The sequence below is a fragment of the Candidatus Defluviilinea proxima genome (assembly GCA_016721115.1).
GTDB lineage: Bacteria > Chloroflexota > Anaerolineae > Anaerolineales > Villigracilaceae > Defluviilinea > Defluviilinea proxima.
The window spans coordinates 170,436-188,605 of record JADKIW010000001.1 but is presented as its reverse complement, the minus strand read 5'-3'; the positions used below and the strand labels follow the sequence as shown (position 1 = coordinate 188,605).

The window sequence follows — 18,170 nt, the reverse complement described above, 5'->3', positions numbered from 1 at the left end:
TCACCCGTCCTTTGAGTTGGTTCGGTTTAACTGACTCTCAACTTGCTCCCGCACGTGCGGCAAAACCGGTCATGTTCGTGGGCACGTGCGCCGCATTCATGGCAGTAGACTTGTGTTTCAGATTCATGTGCCTGAATACTGCGTTTGCGATGCTTGATTGTTCGAGTGGAAGATTGCCCTCGCAGGAAGAGGGCCAACGCGATCAGGATTAGCGCCGCACCGAAACCGCCCAACAGGAGAGGCAGGTTGTTGAGGGTGGAACGACCATCTGTGTTTTCGTCGACCGGTGCGACCGGCTCCACTTGCGAAGAGGCTTGAGTTGCAACGCTGGCTTCGCTTGTGCGAGAGTATTCCAGTTTGAGCTTGTAGGTTTGTCCTTGTTGTAATCCGCTGACCTTTGCGCCACCACTCAAGAAAGGCTCATCTTGAATGAACGGGATCACAGGAGATGCTTTTACATCTATGCTGTCTTGTGGCACACGCACAGCGACGTTGAAATCATCAACGGCATAGGCGCCTGTCCATTGATAGGCAAATGTTCGTTTGTTTCCACTGCGTTCGAGCGGCAGATAATATTCAACGCGATATTTTGTGCGTTCGGTAATGAATAAGGTGATGGCTTGCCCCGCTCCATCTTTGACAGGTTTGTTCTGATAGTTCGCCAAAAGCAATTGGCCGCCCGATTCATACGCCACGGCTGTGATGTTCGCTCCATCGGGCACTGGGAGGTCAAGAGTGATCGGCACCGGCGTAGTATCAGTCACTTCGAATTCATGGATCACCAACATGCTGGATTGGTCATACTCAGACCATAATTCCACTTTCAATGATTTTAAAGTCGTTGAATCCTGCGCCCGCACGGGTGTAGGAACAAGCAATATAAAAGCGATCAGCAGAATGAACCACTTGCGCATTCAAAACCTCCAAACCTGTAAACTATACGAGTATCTTACCATGCCGCGATTGTGGATGAATACAACAAATTGCCCCAACTTTGTGGAAGAATGTCACCCCCTAATGGGGCTCAATCCCTTCACTAAATGCCAGCAAACCCGATTGAGCGGTGTGTCGATCTTATGTTTCTCCGCAGTCCTTACCACCGCGCCGCAGATCGCATCGATTTCGGTAGGGGCGCCACGCAATATATCCTGCAACATGGACGATGTGTTCTCCGCAGTTTTACGCGCCACGTCCTCCACTGCCGCAACAGGATCATCAAAGGGCAATTCGATTCCTTCTGCCTGAGCGACTTGTGCGGCCTCGCGTGCCAAGCCTCCCATCATTTCTCGTGCAAATGGACGTTCCAACAACTCACCATTCTTCACCCGTAACAAAGCCGTCAATGGATTGATCGCCGCGTTGACGACCAACTTCCCCCAAACTAAAGACTGTACATTCTCAATGACTTGCACGTTGAAATTTGCGGATCGAAGAGCCGCCTCAAGCGGACCGAGAGCCTGATTCTGTTCCAATGAAATGATTCCCTCGCCCCCGGCCTTTACCAACCCCGGACCAAGTAATGTAGCTCCCGTAGTGGTACTGCCTAATGCAACACGCTTTGCCCCTAAACTTTCCATGAGTGTTTCGCGATTGCCGAGTCCGTTTTGGAGGGTGAGGACAAGTCCATTGTCGGCGAGGCAGGTTTGAAGTTGAGAAGCGACGCGTTCCGTTTGCCAGGCCTTCACCAACACAATGGCATACTTTGTCCCCGCACATTCACGTGGATCATCCGTCGCATGGATGGGGTACTGTTTTTCATTTCCTTGAGAATCGACAAGTCGTACACCATTTTGTTGCAACGCGTGAATGCCATCCCTCCATGTGCCGAGCATTGTGATGGTATGCCCGGCCTCGGTCAACCGCGCGGCAAAGAGAGTGGCAAGCGCCCCCGTGCCGAGGATGAGTATGTTCATATGAATTACCGGAGTGCGTCGCACCTTAATCGATAAGATTTATCCACCCGTTTGGTGCGACGCACCCTCCTGATTAATTAATTTCCTTCATCAATTCTTCCCATTCTTCATTCGCCATCTCAATCGAATGTTCTGGCCCAGGGAAGCGCTTGGTCTCTACATCTTCGATGTAATCAGCGAAAGCCTTTTGCATCTCGCGATGGAAGTCTGCATATTGTTTGACGAACTTGGGCGTGAAGCGGTCGAATAACCCAAGCACGTCATGTGTTACCAAAACCTGACCGTCACATCCATTGCCAGCGCCGATGCCAATTGTGGGAATGGATAGTTTCTTTGAGATCAACTCTGCCAACCGTGCAGGTACAGCCTCGAGCACAATGCTGAAACATCCTGCTTCTTCAAGGATCAATGCATCCTCGATCAGGCGTTTCGCGGCAACAGCCGTTTTCCCTTGTGCACGGAACCCTCCAAGCTGATTGATGGATTGCGGCGTCAGACCGATGTGTCCCATTACAGGGATGCCCGCACTCACAATAGCACGGATCGTATCCGCACGTTCGCGTCCGCCTTCGAGTTTGACAGCGTCCATGCCGCCTTGGGCAAGAAAACGCCCCGCATTGCGGACGGCCTCTTCTACTGAGACTTGATACGACATGAACGGCATGTCACCGACAAGAAGGGCGCTCTTTGCACCACGTGCCACCGCACGCGCATGATGGAGCATTTCCTCCATGGTGATGGGAAGTGTGTTCTCGTAGCCGAGAACCACCATCGCCAACGAATCGCCGACAAGAATGGAATCAACGCCAGCCCTATCCATCGCCATAGCCGAAGGATAGTCGTAGGCGGTCAGCATCGTGATCATCTCGCCGCGTTCCTTCTTTTGACGATAGGTGAGCGTGGTTACTTTTTTGCGCGCAGAAGGCGCAGTGGAAATGGGAGCAGGTGTAGACATGGTATCCTCCGATAAAAGGTAGGAGCCGTTTTATTGTTGCAGTCGTCCCCTTGGTAGCTGCGACTTGGACAGGCTTTGAAATTGATTACCGTAGTGTTCTATGTATAGATACACTCGGTAGCATTGATTATTCCACAAAACCCGAATTTCATCTATAATAATTTTGTAAATAATTATTCCATAGCACTTCGACTTCGCTCTTTTCCACAAAGGGTTTCCGTCCTCCCGAAAGACATCGGGACGATGTGAGCGGAGGGTTGAGCGATGTTTGCGAAACCCGTAGTCGAAGGACGCTCCGCTCAGTGCGGAGATTACCAGGAGAATCATCATGAAAAGAATGTTTGGCTTTTTGATCGGCATTTTGGTGGGTGGATTGGTCGGTTCGACCATTGCTTTGTTGCTGGCCCCTGAATCAGGTGAGAACCTGCGCGCCCAACTCCGTGATCGTGGACAGACCTTCTTTAGCGATGTCCAGCATGCGGCCGATGAGCGCAAGATCGAACTGCGCCAGAAACTGGATGAGTTACGAGCGCCGAGAGAAATTTAAAACGTAATTGGTAAATGGTAATTACCTCTTACCAATTACCGATCGATAGAACTCCTCTGCCTTCAAAATATTACTTTTATACTCCGCCCGCGCGGATATGATCTCTCGATTCAAACCTGCGGCTTTCTCCCGCAGGTTTTTGTTTTCTATGGCATAGATGATCGCATCGGCAATGGATCGTGGACTCGTGGAGTCAAACAACAAACCATTTTCGTTGGACGTGATCCACTCGCGGATGGATTCCAAGTCGCCTGCTGTGGGGAAGCATCCACAGGCCATGCCTTCGAGTAACGTGTTCGGCGTGCCATCGTGGACGCTCGGCGAAACGAGAATTTGCGCACGACGATAGACGTTTGCCATCTCTTCGTTCGGCATTGGTGAAAGCAATTCAACCGCATGCTCGATCCCATATTCTTGAATCCACTGCATGGCTTGTGATTCGCCCGCCATCGAAGTGCACATAAATTTTGCGTTCGGATGTTTTGCCAACACAAGCGGAATCGCCTTGAAAAACGAATCACTGCGCACATACGGACGCACCCCGCGTGGATTCATAATGACGGGCTCGTCCACCAACGTTTTCGGCGGATAAAAAACATCGGTTCGTATCCCGCCGTTGCCTGGTGCCACCAAAGCTGGCTTATCTACGCTGAAGCCCCATTCGCGTGCAAGACGCACATCGCGGTGACAATCGGAATGTAACCCATCTGCGACTTGCATTGCCCAGCGTGTGTAGTCTTTCATCAACGGCGTGGATGGGCCATGTAAAGTAAAGTCATTGCCCCAAATAGACACGATCAATGGGATGCCAGTGTACGCATCTGCGGCCAACATGCCTTCATACGGAATCCGCATGGCGTGGACAAGGTCGGGTTTCACTTCTTCGATGAAACCGCGAAGTCTTTGCGCGGAGCGGCGAACTGTCAAAGGGCCGAACCACTGTCGGATTTTGGTGCGCAGGCCAAGGGTCCGTGCAGAAGCGGTGCCGGGGCGTTGACTCGCTTTCTTAACCGAGGAAAAGGCTACAGGGAAGATTTCCAGTCTCTTAATGGAGACATCCAAATTTGGTGCAAATGTGGATGCGATATACACTTCATCACCACGTTCGATGAAATGACGGATCCAATTCATGGCAATGGGGGAGCGGGCATCGACGACGAATAATAGGCGCATTCTGTGATTATACCCATCACGGGGGTGATAGATACGTCATTGCCCGAACGGTTGAGACGAGGTATATTTAGTTTACGATGAGCAAAGGCCGCATTTTAGTCGTTGAAGATAATATGGATAATTATGAACTTGTGCGTTATGTGTTGGAACGCGCTGGGTATGATGTTTTTCTGGCTGTGAACGGGCGCGATGGTATCGATGCCGCGCGTGCGCAGAAGCCAAACATGATCTTGATGGATCTTGGCTTGCCTGAGATGGATGGGTGGAATGCGATCAAGAGTTTGAAATCGGATGAGGAAACAAAGAACATACCATTGTATGCGTTGACCGCTCATACTTTGCCCCATGATCGCAAACGTGCGTTGGAAGCAGGTTGTGATGGATATGTTGCCAAGCCGATCCAGATGAAGGATTTTGTAAGTGTGGTGGAAGAGGCTTTGCTGGTATGGAGAATTAAGAACGACAAGCACGACTCTGTTTAGATAATACATGGGATGGCCGCATTAATGGCTGTCCCATTGTTATGAACTATCCCAGTAGATCGGGAGAATAAATTGAAACTAGAGGTAAAAACATGAAACAAATTTGTGTCGTCGGCGTTGGGTATGTTGGCTTAGTGACCGCGGCTTGTTTTGCAGACTTGGGCAACCGGGTCGTGGCTCTCGATGTGGACGAAAAGCGCGTTGAGAATCTCAAGAAAGGTATCATGCCCATTTATGAGCCGGGGCTCGAAGAACTGGTTAAGCGTAACGTCAAAGGCGGGAGAATTACCTTCACTACTTCGTACGAAGAAGCGTTGAAGGGAGCTGAATTTGCCTTCATTGCCGTAGGGACACCCTCCGGTGTGGATGGTGCCGCAGACTTGAAATATGTGGAAGTGGCCGCACGTTCCATTGCCAAAGCCATGACCGCACCACTTGTCATCATCAACAAATCCACGGTTCCGATCGGGACGGGGGATTGGGTCGCTGATATTGTGAAATCTGCCCAGCCCAAGCCAATTGAATTTGCTGTGGTCTCGTGCCCCGAGTTCTTGCGTGAAGGTTCCGCGATTGGCGACTTCATGGCGCCGCATCGCAACGTGATCGGCTCTTTGGATAGGGATGCCGCGAACAAAGTGGCACAGTTGCATTTGCCGTTACGCGCTCCCATCGTTATCACAGACTTGCGCACCGCTGAAATGATCAAATACGCCAGCAATGCCTTCCTCGCGGCGAAGATCTCATTCATCAATGAACTCGCTGACATGTGCGAAGTTGTTGGCGCCGATGTGAAGGAAGTTGCCGCAGGCATGGGCTACGATGCTCGTATCGGACGTCACTTTTTGGATGCAGGCCTTGGGTGGGGCGGCTCGTGCTTCCCGAAAGATGTGCAGGCGTTGGCTTATATGGCAAAAGAAAAAGGACTTGAGCCGCGCATTTTGAACGAAGTGATGAATGTCAACTATGACCGCCGCAAGGAAGTCACAAAGCATGTGGAGAATATGCTCGGCGGCAATTTGAAAGGCAAGACCATTGGTATGCTTGGTTTGGCATTCAAGCCCAATACAGATGACATGCGCGATGCTCCCGCCATTGATATTTCTGCTGACTTGATCGCGGCGGGCGCCAAGGTGCGTGGGTATGATCCCGTCTCGATGGAAGTTGCCCGCCCCATATTGCCAAATGTTGAACTTTGCAAAGATCCCTATGAATTGGCAAAAGGTTGTGACGCTCTGATCGTTGTCACCGAATGGAACGAGTTCAAGCAACTTGACCTTGATAAGTTGAAAGACCTGCTGAAAACCCCCGTGATCTTCGATGGACGCAATATTTACGAACCTGCTCGCATGCGAGAGATCGGATTCACCTATCGTGCCATTGGGCGTGGGTATAGCGGTAACTAATCTTTAGTTTAATAGTCCGTAGTTTCATGGTCGGATAGTCGGGTAAAATACTTCCCGCTATCCGACTTTTCAGTTAACAGATTTTGGAATGCAGGGCTTGCTCCTGCAAATTCGCCAGCAAACTGGCTGATTCCAAAATGAAAACCATTAAATCAGGCTACAAACCAACCATATGACTAATACTCCTCCTGTTTGTAATTACGAAGGCTCCGACTATCAGAAGTCCTTTTGGGATCAAGGCGGACGCCAGTACGAAGACCGCACGGAAGCGATTGCCCTAAAAAGGCTTTTGCCCAAACAAGGTCGCCTCATGCTGGAACTGGGAGCTGGTGCTGGACGAAACACCCCTCGTTACCTTGGCTTTGATCGTATTGTCCTGCTCGATTATTCGCGCACACAATTGGAACAGGCACAGGCTCGTTTAGGCAAAGCAGATCAATACATCTATGTCGCGGCAGATGTATACCGCCTTCCGTTTGTGAATGGATTGTTCGACGCGGCCACAATGATCCGTGTGTTGCATCACATGGCTGATGCGCCCAAGGCGTTGGGACAAGTAAAGAACGTTCTCGCCTCTGGCGGGACCTTTATCTTGGAGTTTGCCAATAAGCTGAATCTCAAGGCGATCTTGCGCTATCTACTTGGCAGGCAAAAGTGGAATCCGTTCACGTTGGAGCCTATTGAGTTCGTTGAGTTGAATTTTGATTTTCACCCTACGGCTGTACAAAACTGGTTGAAGGGACTTGGTTTCTCTATCGAAAGAATCCTAACGCTTTCTCATTTCCGTGTTGGGTTTTTGAAGCGTATCATTCCAACAGGAATTCTTGTTTTCTTCGATTCGATCTTCCAATGGACAGGGGCTTTGTGGCAGGTAACGCCGTCCGTGTTTGTGAAGGCTGTTGTTGAGAATCAGGCGTCGGGTAGCGTGAAGCGGGAACTGTCCGTTTTGGAGTTTTTCAAATGTCCCGATTGCAGTCATTCCCCGTTGATTGATAAGAAAGAGTATCTGGAATGTTCCAGTTGTAAAAAAAAGTGGGAAGTGAAAGATGGGATCTACGATTTCAGGGAAGCGCTGAAATAGATGGTTCAGGTCATGCAATTGAGCATGGCCTGAATTTTTATTGGGACAATGAAATATCGTGAGGCAATAACTTCATGCTCACAGCATTAGACGAAGGCAGGATGGGTTTGCCGATGGCGGCACCGTACACAAGCGCAAATTTTGCCCCGAAGAAAATGATCTGTGAAGAGTAGGCGATCCAGATCATGATGATGACCAGTGAGCTTGCCGCTCCAAGCGCCGACTGTGCGCCGCCGTATCCCAAATATAGACCAATCAGAAATGCGCCGATGTTGAACAGGAGGGATGTCACAACAGCGCCAACCCAAACGACGCGCCATGCAATTTTTACATCGGGGAGTAACTTGAACATCAGCGCGAATAACAATGTGATCAGCCCAAAACCTGTTAATAGATTTCCGCCTTCCAGCAAAAAGGATGTTTCTGGCGTGATCAGAGTTTTCAACCAGCCATTCAACACGGTCAGGGCTGTGCTCATTGCCAATGCCGCGAGAAGGATAATGCTGAGGCTGATGACCATGATGGTGGCGAGTAACCGATCCCAGGCGATTTCGAGCACACCGCCCAAAAAGTGAGCGCTGGGTTTGGGGCGTACATGCCACATCGTGTTGAGTGCATCCCTGATCTGGCTGAAGAGATTGGTCGCGCCGTAGATCAGAATGACGATGCTAACGAGAGTGGGGAAGAGCCTCGACCCAGCATCGTATACGTTCACCAAAAGTTTTTCCACAGTCGTTGCGGCTTCCTGGCCGATCTGCCCTGATATTGCTTCAACGATCTGGCCTTGCACAGCGGCTTCCCCGTAGACCGAACCTGCAATGGCAATCATAATGACGAGCAAAGGCGCAAGTGAAAAGAGTGCGTAATAGGCCAGTGCCGCGCCAATTCTTGCCGCACGGTCATGTGACCATTCGTTATAGGCATCATAGAATAATCGAAGAATGAACTTGAGCGTTTTCATTTTCTGGTTGATTATATTGTGATGCGTGGTTTTCTGTAGAGCTGGGGAACGTTGTTAACAAAAGTCATCCTGCGGTTTTATCGCAGGATGACTTTTGCAGGTATGAGAATGGAATATCACTGACCTTTCAAGGTTCTTGTAAGCGCTCTCCAGATCGGGCAACGGTCATACACACCCAGGAAGGCAACGATCCCGCCGATGCCCAATACAAGCCAGTTGCTTGTCGATACTCCCACCATGACAAATAAAACACCAGCACCAAGCCGAAGCATTCGGTCAAATGTCGATAGGGGTATCTTGACTTCCTTCCCTTCGGCTAATGCTTCGAACATGCCACGATACACGGCCTCGCTCTGCGCACCGGTGACGCGCCCGATCACATTGCCGTTACGGATCGTCAAGACAGTAGGAATGCCGATGATCTTGAAGTTTTCAAGAACATCGCGTGATGAGTCTGCGTCAATTGGCAGAAACTCCACCGTATCCTTGTAATCTTGCGCAAGCTTTTCAAGGACGGGTTTTGTCACTTTGCATGGCATACACCAATGTGCCCAAAAATCAACGACGATGGGCTTATCAGCTTCTGAAATTCGTTTTTGGAACTCTGTAATGTTCATGTTTAAAAACAGAGCGGATGAAATTTCATCCGCTCTGTAAGTGTTGAACGATCAGCTTTTATAGGTGCTGAACTTGAACGGCGCATAGAGCGGGCAGAATGCGACGATGGCCGTGAACGTGAATACTGCGGCGAGCACAACAAGCACGATCCCCAGTGTGCCAGTCACAATGCCGCCAAAATACAGATAGGCGAACAAAGAGGCGACCACTACACGGACGATACGATCGATATTGGACATATTGCGTTTCATTGAAAAACTCCTTTTGTTTGATTGATACCCACATTCTAGGAGCTTTGTTCGTTCCCGTCTGTGACAAAGTCACATAACCGAGCGGGATTCCAAACCTTCAAAATCAAGTACTTCGATTGTTCCTCGACCTGATTCGATCAATTCTTCTCTGGAAAAATCCTCAAGGATACGGCTGATCACTTCGCGGGAACTCCCCAACTCTGCGGCAATTTCCTGATGAGTCACACGCATCGGGTTCTGACCTTTAGCCTGATTCAGCAACAACGAAGCGACTCTTCGGTCCATGCGTTTGAAAACTACTTCATCCACAACCGTCATTACCGTGGAGAGTCTTTCGGATAAAAGATCAAATACGAACTCGCGCCATAACTCATACTTGTTGACCCATCCGCGAAACACATCCGCAGGAATCATCACCGCTTCGGCATCTTCTTCCACCGTAGCGATGGCAGGGAAAGATTTTTGACTCATGATGGCGTTCGCACTCAGGATACAACTTTGTCCCAATCCAAAACGATACAGTGTGATCTCCCGTCCTGTTTCACCGATCTTGTACACGCGCACGACACCAGAGAGCAGTAATGCGATCCCGTCTACGCGGTCACCATCTACAAAGACATCGTGTCCCGCTGGGATCTTTGCGAATTGGGCGTGTTGTTTCAGGTCATTGATAAGCGAAACGTCTGCCCGTTGAAGAATGGGCATGGCGAATGTAATTCGGTTGAGTTGTGTTTGGTCGAGCATTAATCTCCTTCGAGAGTGGCGTGGCGAAGGTTGTGATAGATGGTGAAGTATAGTATTTCTCGAATGGTCAATTTCCCGATGAGCGGGTGAGGGAGTATGTACTTGTCTAATGCGGTTTCGTCCCACGTCTCTGCGGCTGAGATCAACTTCGTACTTTCTTTAGATAACTGAGCCAGTATCTTTTTCTTTCTCTCATCGGCATTCTCTTCTGGGGTTTCCTGAGTTGGTAAAAATGTTCCGCCAGCCCGGCCTCCATTATGAAGTGCATTAACATACTTTTCACACAGCGCCTCATAGGATTTGGATGGTCTATTTGCCTTGCCGAAAATTAATTGGAGCACAAACTTGGGAAGCTTCAACGCCATTGTTATCGGCTTATGGGCACGGATGAGATGGTCCACATTATCTGATGGTGACCATGCCTCTCCATGTCTTGTAAAGAAGTCCTTTTCAGGGATGGCAGTGAACCAATCCAGTACGCGTTGACGGGAATCTTTGAGAGAGGAGATGATCTCTGTCTTTGTTTTGATTTCCGTCATGTTTACCTCTAAAGTTTTTCTACCACCCAAAAATGTGACAAGCCAAATACTTTCAGTGGTGTCTTCTCTAGAAACTGTAAAACACCGCGCAACACTTTTCCGAATGCGCCGAAGCGTGCGATGATATTGTCGTATGCGCCGAAGATAACTGTCCGTTCGATGAATTTGACGGGCAGACCATCGAATAGTTTTTGCATATCCCGCTTGGAGTAGACACGTACGTGCGGGGCAAGTTTGTCTCGCAGGGAACGCGGCAGGTAGTTCACGAATAACTTGTTGCCGAAGTGATATTGTCCCTGCCAGTAGATGCCGTGTGTTTCATAAGGGTACCCACGGTTCGGGCAGAAAATGACGACACGTCCGCCGGGCTTCCCCGAAACAGCATCGGGACTACGGAGAAGGCGAATCATTTCGCTGATCGCGGAGCGGTCATTCTGTACGTGTTCGATCACTTCATGGCTGAGGATCAGGTCAAAGGTCCCAGAAGGAAGCGGGATGAATTCCCCAGCGGCATTGAAAATATGAGGCGAGTTGATGTGTGCTTCGGCGGCGCGTTCGAAGTCGTATTCCAATCCGATCACGGTTCCACCAAAAGGGGAGAGGTGTTCCACGTACATGCCCACACCACATCCGTTTTCGAGGATGTTCCCTTTGATGCGTTCGCCTGCGGCTTGCAGGATCATGTCGAATCGTCGTTGTTGTCCCGCCCGCCAGACATAAGATGGTTCACCGCGCAGGGCGGCTTTATCGAGGTTGCGTTGATTCATAAGGTAATTATATCTTGCATCTTTTTTTGCCCCGTGCTAAAATACAAGCGCACGACGAACTGATTACCGAACACACCGAGAAGTGGGCAACCCCCACTTTTCTGCTTGTAATAAGGAGTATACGGAGCACCGGTATGGCTAAGAACGAATTCACCCTGGCTTTCAACGATGTATTGGAAGATAAACAACTTTCTAAGGAAGTGATCATTTCCGCGATCGAATCGGCGATGGTCTCTGCCTATCGAAGGGCTGTGAGCGCGTCTACGGCTCAGCACGTGGAAGCCAAGATCGATCCCGATTCGGGCAAGGTTATGGTTTTCGCCGAAAAGGAAGTGGTCGAAGACATTATCGAGCCAAAAACCGAAGTATTGCTGGAAGAGGCGCGTAAGGTCAACCCTGAGGCGCAACTCGGCGATATGGTGGTCGTGGAAACCACGCCTCCGAACTTCGGTCGTGTTGCCGCGCAGACTGCCCGTCAAGTAATTCAGCAACGTATCCGTGAAGCGGAGCGTTCGAACCAGATGCAGTATTTTGATCGCCAAGTGGGCGAGATCATCAGCGGCATCATTCAAGCTACTAATGCACAGACCACAACCGTTGGTCTCGATATGAAGGCGGAAGGCACATTGCCTGCCAGCCAGAGAATCCCCGGTGAACGTTTCAAAGTACATGACCGCGTCCGCGCGGTGGTGATGGAAGTGAAGGATGGACCGCGTGGTCCACAGATCATTCTTTCACGCGCACATCGCAACTTCCTGCGCCGTTTGTTGGAGAACGAAGTCCCTGAAATTTATCATGGTGTTGTTGAGATCCGCGCGATCTCTCGCGAACCGGGTGCGCGTGCCAAGGTGGCTGTTTCTGCCACACAGCCGGGCATCGACCCTGTTGGTGCCTGTGTAGGTATTAAGGGCGTCCGTATTCAAGCCATTGTGCGCGAATTGCACGATGAAAAGATCGATATCATCCAATGGGATCAAGACCCCATGGTGTACATTACCAAAGCCATCAGCCCTGCACGTGTTGCTGGTGTGTATCTGACCGAAGTGGAAGGCGCTCGCACCGCTACCGTTGTGGTGGGTGAGGACCAGTTGAGCCTCGCGATCGGCCGTGATGGACAGAATGCGCGTTTAGCCGCAAAACTCACGGGTTGGCGCATTGACATCAAATCCACAGTGGAAGCTGCTGGCGATGCTATTGTCAAATTGCAGAACGATCCTGAACTTGCTGCGTTGATGCCAGCCGCAGTTGAATCCATTCCTTCGGTGGAAGAAGTGCTTGCCAAGAAGGCTGAGAATCGCCCGGTGACACCGGAAGAGTACGAAATTCTTGCCAAGTTTGTGGACCGTGTGGAACGCCGTAACAGCGAAATGAAAGCCGAAGTCATCCGCGCCGAAAGCGGTGTTGGTGATGTGGCTGTCGTTGCGGAAGAAACAGGTATCCCTGTGGCCGCGTTTGAGATGCCGCTCGATCAGGCGGGTATCAAAGAACACGTCTTCAATATTTTGACTGAAGCGGGCATTGATACAGTCGGTGCTTTGATGTTGAAAATGAAAAAGGATCCGAACAGTGTCCTTGGATTGCCCGGCGTTGGACCGAAGGCGATTCAGAACATCGAAGAGGCACTTGCCTTGTTGACATTTGTTGAAGCGGCTCCTGCCGAACCCGTGGTTGAGCCTGTTGCTGAGACAGAATCCACGCCCGAAGCTGTACTGGCGACTCCTCCTGTTGAAGCCGTCGCTGTTGCTCCAGTGGAAGAAGTGCCCGCTGGCGAGAAACAGGCCGCAGGTAAGAAAGAAGCGAGAAAGCATACCGAAGAAGAGGAAGATGAGGGCCATAAGGATGGCGTCTCATTGGATGAACTCTTCACGATGAAGCCTGAGATCTTCCAAACTCCCGCTCCTGAGAGCGAAGATGATGAAGCGAAGAAAAAGGGCAAAAAAGGCAAGAAGAAGAGTGTCGAACTCGAGTTCGACGAAGAACGTGGCGAAGTGGTTAGCCGCAAGAAACACAAACGCGGTGAATCCGATTTCGGCGAGGATTGGTAGAACGAATTTAACTGAGAACGAAGGTGTCTAAAAAGAAACCCGTCCAACGTATCAAGCATATACCCCAGCGGACTTGCGTGGGCTGTAGGGAAACCCTGCCCAAACGAACGATGATCCGCATTGTCCGCACGGCGGATGGGGTACGGGTGGACCCGACCGGTAAACTTGCCGGGCGGGGAGCCTATTTGCACGACCGTCGGATATGTTGGGAACAAGGTTTGAAAGGCGCTCTTGCTCATGCTTTGAAAGCGACGATCACTTTGGAAGAGCGTGAAAAACTGGAAGAATTTATGAGCGCCCTGCCGCAAGATGCGGACGCAGAATTGCAAAGTTCAGGGGACAGGCGAGTGGATATGTGACCGTTTAGTCGCTCACAGGACTCGCCGCAGGAACGGGCATTCTGCATGTGATTGCCCAATTTGAGTTTGTAAATTGTGGAGGTGGTCCTATGAGTAGTAACGGAAACAAGATCGAATTACCAGGCAGTATCGTTATCCGTGACCTGGCACAAATGATCGGTAAAAGCCCCATTGACCTCATCAAAAAATTGATGTCGAACGGCGTGATGGCTACCATCAATCAGGCTGTTGATTTTGATACTGCCGCGATTGTCGTGGGGGAGTATGGTTTTGAAGCTGTGCCGGAAGTGGTCGAAGAAGCGGCTGTGGAGACTGGCGAAGTGCCGCTCTGGCGCCGCATGATCGCCGACGAAAAACAATCGGAGTTGAAGCCCCGCCCGCCAGTGGTGACTATTTTAGGTCATGTAGATCATGGCAAGACCAGCTTGCTCGATGCCATCCGCCAGACGGATGTTGCCGCAGGTGAAGCGGGTGGTATTACCCAGCATATCGGTGCGTATCAAGTAGAGCAAAAAGGACGTTTGATCACGTTCCTCGATACCCCCGGTCACGCGGCGTTCACGCAGATGCGTGCACGTGGCGCACAAGGTGCAGATGTGGTCATTTTGGTTGTGGCGGCGGACGATGGTGTCATGCCGCAAACCAAGGAAGCCATTGCGCATGCCAAGGCCGCGCGTGTGCCGATCATTGTGGCGATGAACAAGGTGGACAAATCCAACGCCAACCCAGATCGTGTGAAGCAACAACTTGCAGAACAGGAACTCGTCCCTGATGATTGGGGCGGGAACACGATGGTTATCCCGGTCTCTGCCAAGTTGAAGCAGGGTATTGATGACCTTCTCGAAGGTGTTTTGCTTGTGGCGGATAATATCCAGATCAATGCAAACCCAGCTGGCAAAGTGGTTGGTACAGTAGTGGAAGCCGAATTGGATAAATCCAAAGGCGTTGTTGCCACACTGCTCGTGCAAAATGGCACCCTCTCCGCAGGCGATGTGGTTGTAGCAGGAACAGCGCACGGAAAACTACGCGCGCTTTCTGATTACAAAGGCAAGCCCGTCAAAAAGGCTGGCCCGTCCACACCTGTGTTGGTAATGGGCTTGAGTGACGTCCCTTCCGCCGGCGATCTATTCCAGGTGGTTGGTTCCGATAAAGAGGCGCGTGTCATTGTCAATGACCGTATCAACACAGCCAAAGAGCAATCGCAGATTCGCAAGAAAGTATCCCTTGAGGATCTGTTTGCAAACGTTCAGGCTGGCGAAGCAAAAGAATTGAACCTGATCGTCAAAGCCGACGTGCAGGGATCGCTCGACCCGATCGTTTCAGAGTTGAAAAAGCTTGGAGAGGGCGAGATCGGCATCAAGGTCCTGTATACCGAAACGGGCAACATTGGCGATAACGATGTAATGCTTGCTTCTGCGTCCCATGCGATTCTCATCGGCTTCAACGTGCAGGCCGATGTCTCTGCTCGTCGCCTTGCTGAAAAAGAAGGCGTGGATATCCGTCTTTACGAGATCATCTATCGCATGACCGAGGATATCGAAAAGGCTCTCAAAGGTATGCTCGAACCGGTCGTTAAGGAAAAAGTTATCGGGCGTGCGCAGGTGTTGGCTGTCTTCACCGCATCGAAGTTTGGACGCGTGGCCGGTTGTAGAGTCACAGAAGGCGAATTACGTCGCAATGCCAAAGCAAAACTATATCGCGGCACCGACATTGTTTATGAAGGTGATATGGGCTCGCTTCGCCATGAGAAGGACGATGTGAAAGAGATCAAACAAGGCTTTGAGTGTGGTGTCGGTTTCAAGAGTTTCAAGGACATTCAGGTCGGCGATCAGTTGGTCTGTTATGTTCTCGAACAATCGTAGGTGATAGTATGCCATCCGGTGTAAGGCTTCAAAGAATTGCGGATCGTATCCGCGAAGAGATTTCAGAGATGTTGATTCGCGATATTAGTGATCCGCGTTTGCAACAGATCTTTATAACGGACGTAAAGATAGATAAGGAATTGGCGTGGGCTGATGTATACGTCTCTGCCATTGAAGGTACTTCACGCTCTAAAGACGTTCTTGCCGGACTTGAGTCTGCTACTGGTTTCATTCGGCGGACTCTTGCCTCAAAGATAGAACTCCGTGCCTTTCCGCGTTTGCGATTTCACTGGGATGTGACTCCTGAGAATGCCGATCACATCGAAAAGATACTTGCAGAACTGCGTAATAAAAATAAATAACCCATTTGATGTAACGCATAAATACATGAATAGATGTATGATTGATTCTGTGTCTGCGTTTGTTTATAATAGAGTTATATTCCATCACATGAGTTGGTAAGCGAGGAACAAAAATAGAATGAATAATGAAGTCATAGGGGCCATAAAGGAACGTTTGGAAAAGGCGAAGAACATTGTGATTGCATCGCACGTCCGCCCGGATGGAGATGCAATCGGTTCTTTATTAGGCCTTGGTTTGGCTCTGCGTGATGCAGGCAAATCGGTGCAGATGGTGCTTGCCGATGGTGCGCCTTCCTCTTTCAAGCATCTTGAGGGAAGCGAATTCGTGGTAAAAGAACCGAAGGGTGAACACGACACATTTATTACTGTTGATTGTGCAGATTTCAAACGAACGGGGAAAGTGTTTGAGAATTTTGGTCAACCCGATATCAATATTGACCATCATAAAACCAATGAAAAATTCGGAAAACTGAATCTGATCGAAGCAGATGAAGTGGCCACTGCCGCCATCCTCACGAATTATCTTCCGGAGTGGGGACTTAAAGTTACCAAACCCATTGCGGCCGCTTTGTTGACAGGTATCATTACCGATACGCTTGGGTTTCGCACCTCGAACACGAATCCATCTGCGTTGCGTTTGTGCGCGGACTTGATGGAAACCGGTGCGGATATGCCCGATCTATACATGCGTTCCCTTGTGAAGAAATCCTACCCAGCCGCAAAATATTGGGGCGCCGGACTTTCGAGCATGGAACAAGAAAATGGTATTGTTTGGGGGACATTAACGCTTGAAGACAGAAAACGCAGTGGATATAGCGGAAACGACGATGCAGATCTGATCAACATGATCTCAGCTATTGACGGAAACAAAGTAGGTATGATTTTCGTCGAACAAAGCGACAGTCATGTTAAGATCTCGTGGCGTGCATTGGAGCCAGGTGTGGATGTTTCGCCGATTGCGAAGCACTTCAATGGCGGAGGCCATGCGGCTGCAGCGGGAGCAGACATCCCGGGCACGCTGAGTGAACTCCAGCCAATGGTACTAAAGACTACTCGTGACATGTTAGGTCTTTAGTCATAAAATCAGATAAGATTGTCATAATTACTTGTGAATTTTTCCAAGGAGGAAAGAATGAATAGTCAAGACGTACAGAATGCCATATCAGGGGTTCTCGTTGTGGATAAACCCGTTGGAATGACGTCCCATGATGTAGTACAGGCAATTCGTAATGGAACCGGCTTACGTCGCGCAGGCCATACTGGCACATTGGACCCGCGTGCTTCCGGTGTGTTGGTCATCCTTGTTGGACCGGCGGTTCGTTTGAGTGAATATGTTTCCGCTTCCGATAAAAGATATCAAGCCATCGTTCGTATGGGTGGCAAGACCGACACTTTCGATGCGGATGGCAAGTTCACACAGGATAACCAACCCATCAATGTGACTGAACAGCAATTTGAAGATGTGTTGAAAACCTTTGTGGGTGAGATCGAACAAACCCCGCCTCCGTATTCTGCAGTCAAAGTGCAGGGACGCAAAGCCTATGAAATGGCGCGCAAGGGCGAAGAAGTTGAATTGGAACCGCGCAAGATCACAGTCCATCACCTTGAAGTGCTCGAATGGGCGCCTCCGGAAGTGGTGATCGATGTGCATTGTTCTTCCGGTACCTACGTCCGTTCACTGGCGAATGACCTCGGTGAAAAGCTCGGTTGTGGTGCCTATCTCGTTGGTCTGCGCCGCACCAAAAGCGGACGCTTCTCCCTGCGCGATGCGACCCCGCTTCGTAAATTACAGGAAGCATTCAATGCTGGTAACTGGTATCAATATCTGATCCCTGCCGCTGAAGCATTGGGTGATTGGCCCGCTATTGAGCTTAGCCCGGACGAAGTGGAAGGCGTACGCCACGGACATCGTGTTGTGGCCAAGGAAGATACTCCAGTGGGCGACCGCGTGCGCGGTGTCAGTACACAGGGTGAACTGGTCGCATTGATGGAATGTGTGATCGGCGAAGACGGCAAACCCGCCTGGCAGCCTAAGAAGGTATTCTTCACCAGCGGCGGCGAGTAATCACGGAACATTGCGTTGCTGTCGGTGAATAACGGACATGCTC

At 50.2% G+C, this 18,170-nt stretch carries 20 protein-coding genes; 10 read left to right on the top strand and 10 right to left on the bottom strand.

The features are described 5' to 3' along the window. Window positions 1-26: 26 nt before the first annotated feature. The 3 genes from IPP66_00935 to panB all read right to left on the bottom strand — a co-directional run bounded on the left by IPP66_00935 (window position 27) and on the right by panB (window position 2,868). Window positions 27-914: a zinc ribbon domain-containing protein gene (locus IPP66_00935; protein ID MBK9923830.1), complete on the bottom strand. Its 888-nt coding sequence runs from the start codon at window positions 912-914 to the stop codon at window positions 27-29. A gap of 93 nt (window positions 915-1,007) precedes the next feature. After that, window positions 1,008-1,913 carry a 2-dehydropantoate 2-reductase gene (locus IPP66_00930; protein MBK9923829.1) on the bottom strand — a complete coding sequence of 302 codons (906 nt, stop codon included), beginning with the start codon at window positions 1,911-1,913 and terminating at the stop codon, window positions 1,008-1,010. Window positions 1,914-1,986: 73 nt separating this feature from the next. Continuing rightward, window positions 1,987-2,868, bottom strand: a complete 882-nt coding sequence (gene panB / locus IPP66_00925) for a 3-methyl-2-oxobutanoate hydroxymethyltransferase (GenBank protein ID MBK9923828.1) — start codon at window positions 2,866-2,868, stop codon at window positions 1,987-1,989. Between the two features lie 328 nt (window positions 2,869-3,196). On the opposite strand from panB, the gene IPP66_00920 reads away from it, so the two are divergent. Next, window positions 3,197-3,415 carry a YtxH domain-containing protein gene (locus IPP66_00920; GenBank protein MBK9923827.1) on the top strand — a complete coding sequence of 73 codons (219 nt, stop codon included), beginning with the start codon at window positions 3,197-3,199 and terminating at the stop codon, window positions 3,413-3,415. A 21-nt stretch (window positions 3,416-3,436) separates the two neighbouring features. On the opposite strand, the gene IPP66_00915 is transcribed toward IPP66_00920, so the two are convergent. Beyond that, window positions 3,437-4,588 (bottom strand): glycosyltransferase family 4 protein, encoded by a 1,152-nt coding sequence (locus tag IPP66_00915; protein MBK9923826.1) that lies wholly within the window; start codon window positions 4,586-4,588, stop codon window positions 3,437-3,439. Window positions 4,589-4,665: 77 nt separating this feature from the next. Between IPP66_00915 and IPP66_00910 the strand changes: the two genes are divergently transcribed. The 3 genes from IPP66_00910 (at window position 4,666) to IPP66_00900 (ending at window position 7,554) form a co-directional block, all read left to right on the top strand. Further along, complete coding sequence (locus tag IPP66_00910) at window positions 4,666-5,070, top strand: response regulator (protein ID MBK9923825.1); 405 nt, start codon at window positions 4,666-4,668, stop codon at window positions 5,068-5,070. A 92-nt stretch (window positions 5,071-5,162) separates the two neighbouring features. Then, window positions 5,163-6,473, top strand: a complete 1,311-nt coding sequence (locus tag IPP66_00905; protein MBK9923824.1) for a UDP-glucose/GDP-mannose dehydrogenase family protein — start codon at window positions 5,163-5,165, stop codon at window positions 6,471-6,473. Between the two features lie 172 nt (window positions 6,474-6,645). Beyond that, the gene (locus tag IPP66_00900; protein MBK9923823.1) at window positions 6,646-7,554 is read left to right on the top strand and encodes a class I SAM-dependent methyltransferase; all 909 of its coding nucleotides are present in this window, start codon (window positions 6,646-6,648) and stop codon (window positions 7,552-7,554) included. A 37-nt stretch (window positions 7,555-7,591) separates the two neighbouring features. Here IPP66_00900 and IPP66_00895 read toward each other — a convergent pair whose 3' ends face one another. From IPP66_00895 to IPP66_00870, 6 genes are all read right to left on the bottom strand, one after another. Continuing rightward, window positions 7,592-8,515, bottom strand: a complete 924-nt coding sequence (locus tag IPP66_00895) for a YihY/virulence factor BrkB family protein (GenBank protein ID MBK9923822.1) — start codon at window positions 8,513-8,515, stop codon at window positions 7,592-7,594. Window positions 8,516-8,631: 116 nt separating this feature from the next. Beyond that, window positions 8,632-9,132 carry a thioredoxin fold domain-containing protein gene (locus IPP66_00890; GenBank protein MBK9923821.1) on the bottom strand — a complete coding sequence of 167 codons (501 nt, stop codon included), beginning with the start codon at window positions 9,130-9,132 and terminating at the stop codon, window positions 8,632-8,634. A gap of 51 nt (window positions 9,133-9,183) precedes the next feature. Continuing rightward, window positions 9,184-9,384: a DUF2892 domain-containing protein gene (locus IPP66_00885; protein ID MBK9923820.1), complete on the bottom strand. Its 201-nt coding sequence runs from the start codon at window positions 9,382-9,384 to the stop codon at window positions 9,184-9,186. 69 nt (window positions 9,385-9,453) lie between these two features. Beyond that, complete coding sequence (locus tag IPP66_00880) at window positions 9,454-10,128, bottom strand: Crp/Fnr family transcriptional regulator (protein MBK9923819.1); 675 nt, start codon at window positions 10,126-10,128, stop codon at window positions 9,454-9,456. Beyond that, window positions 10,128-10,667, bottom strand: a complete 540-nt coding sequence (locus tag IPP66_00875; GenBank protein MBK9923818.1) for a DinB family protein — start codon at window positions 10,665-10,667, stop codon at window positions 10,128-10,130. Before IPP66_00875 ends, IPP66_00880 begins: the two co-directional genes overlap by 1 nt. 8 nt (window positions 10,668-10,675) lie before the next feature. Then, window positions 10,676-11,434, bottom strand: a complete 759-nt coding sequence (locus IPP66_00870; protein MBK9923817.1) for a class I SAM-dependent methyltransferase — start codon at window positions 11,432-11,434, stop codon at window positions 10,676-10,678. 134 nt (window positions 11,435-11,568) lie between these two features. Between IPP66_00870 and nusA the strand changes: the two genes are divergently transcribed. The 6 genes from nusA (at window position 11,569) to truB (ending at window position 18,127) form a co-directional block, all read left to right on the top strand. Continuing rightward, on the top strand, window positions 11,569-13,479 hold the full coding sequence (gene nusA, locus IPP66_00865) for a transcription termination/antitermination protein NusA (protein ID MBK9923816.1): 1,911 nt from the start codon (window positions 11,569-11,571) through the stop codon (window positions 13,477-13,479). 23 nt (window positions 13,480-13,502) lie between these two features. Next, on the top strand, window positions 13,503-13,838 hold the full coding sequence (locus tag IPP66_00860; GenBank protein MBK9923815.1) for a YlxR family protein: 336 nt from the start codon (window positions 13,503-13,505) through the stop codon (window positions 13,836-13,838). A gap of 89 nt (window positions 13,839-13,927) precedes the next feature. Then, window positions 13,928-15,700 carry a translation initiation factor IF-2 gene (infB, locus tag IPP66_00855; GenBank protein ID MBK9923814.1) on the top strand — a complete coding sequence of 591 codons (1,773 nt, stop codon included), beginning with the start codon at window positions 13,928-13,930 and terminating at the stop codon, window positions 15,698-15,700. A gap of 8 nt (window positions 15,701-15,708) precedes the next feature. Further along, window positions 15,709-16,062 (top strand): 30S ribosome-binding factor RbfA, encoded by a 354-nt coding sequence (gene rbfA / locus IPP66_00850; GenBank protein MBK9923813.1) that lies wholly within the window; start codon window positions 15,709-15,711, stop codon window positions 16,060-16,062. Window positions 16,063-16,180: 118 nt separating this feature from the next. After that, the gene (locus IPP66_00845) at window positions 16,181-17,137 is read left to right on the top strand and encodes a DHH family phosphoesterase (GenBank protein MBK9923812.1); all 957 of its coding nucleotides are present in this window, start codon (window positions 16,181-16,183) and stop codon (window positions 17,135-17,137) included. A gap of 57 nt (window positions 17,138-17,194) precedes the next feature. Then, window positions 17,195-18,127: a tRNA pseudouridine(55) synthase TruB gene (truB, locus tag IPP66_00840; protein MBK9923811.1), complete on the top strand. Its 933-nt coding sequence runs from the start codon at window positions 17,195-17,197 to the stop codon at window positions 18,125-18,127. Window positions 18,128-18,170: the final 43 nt, after the last annotated feature.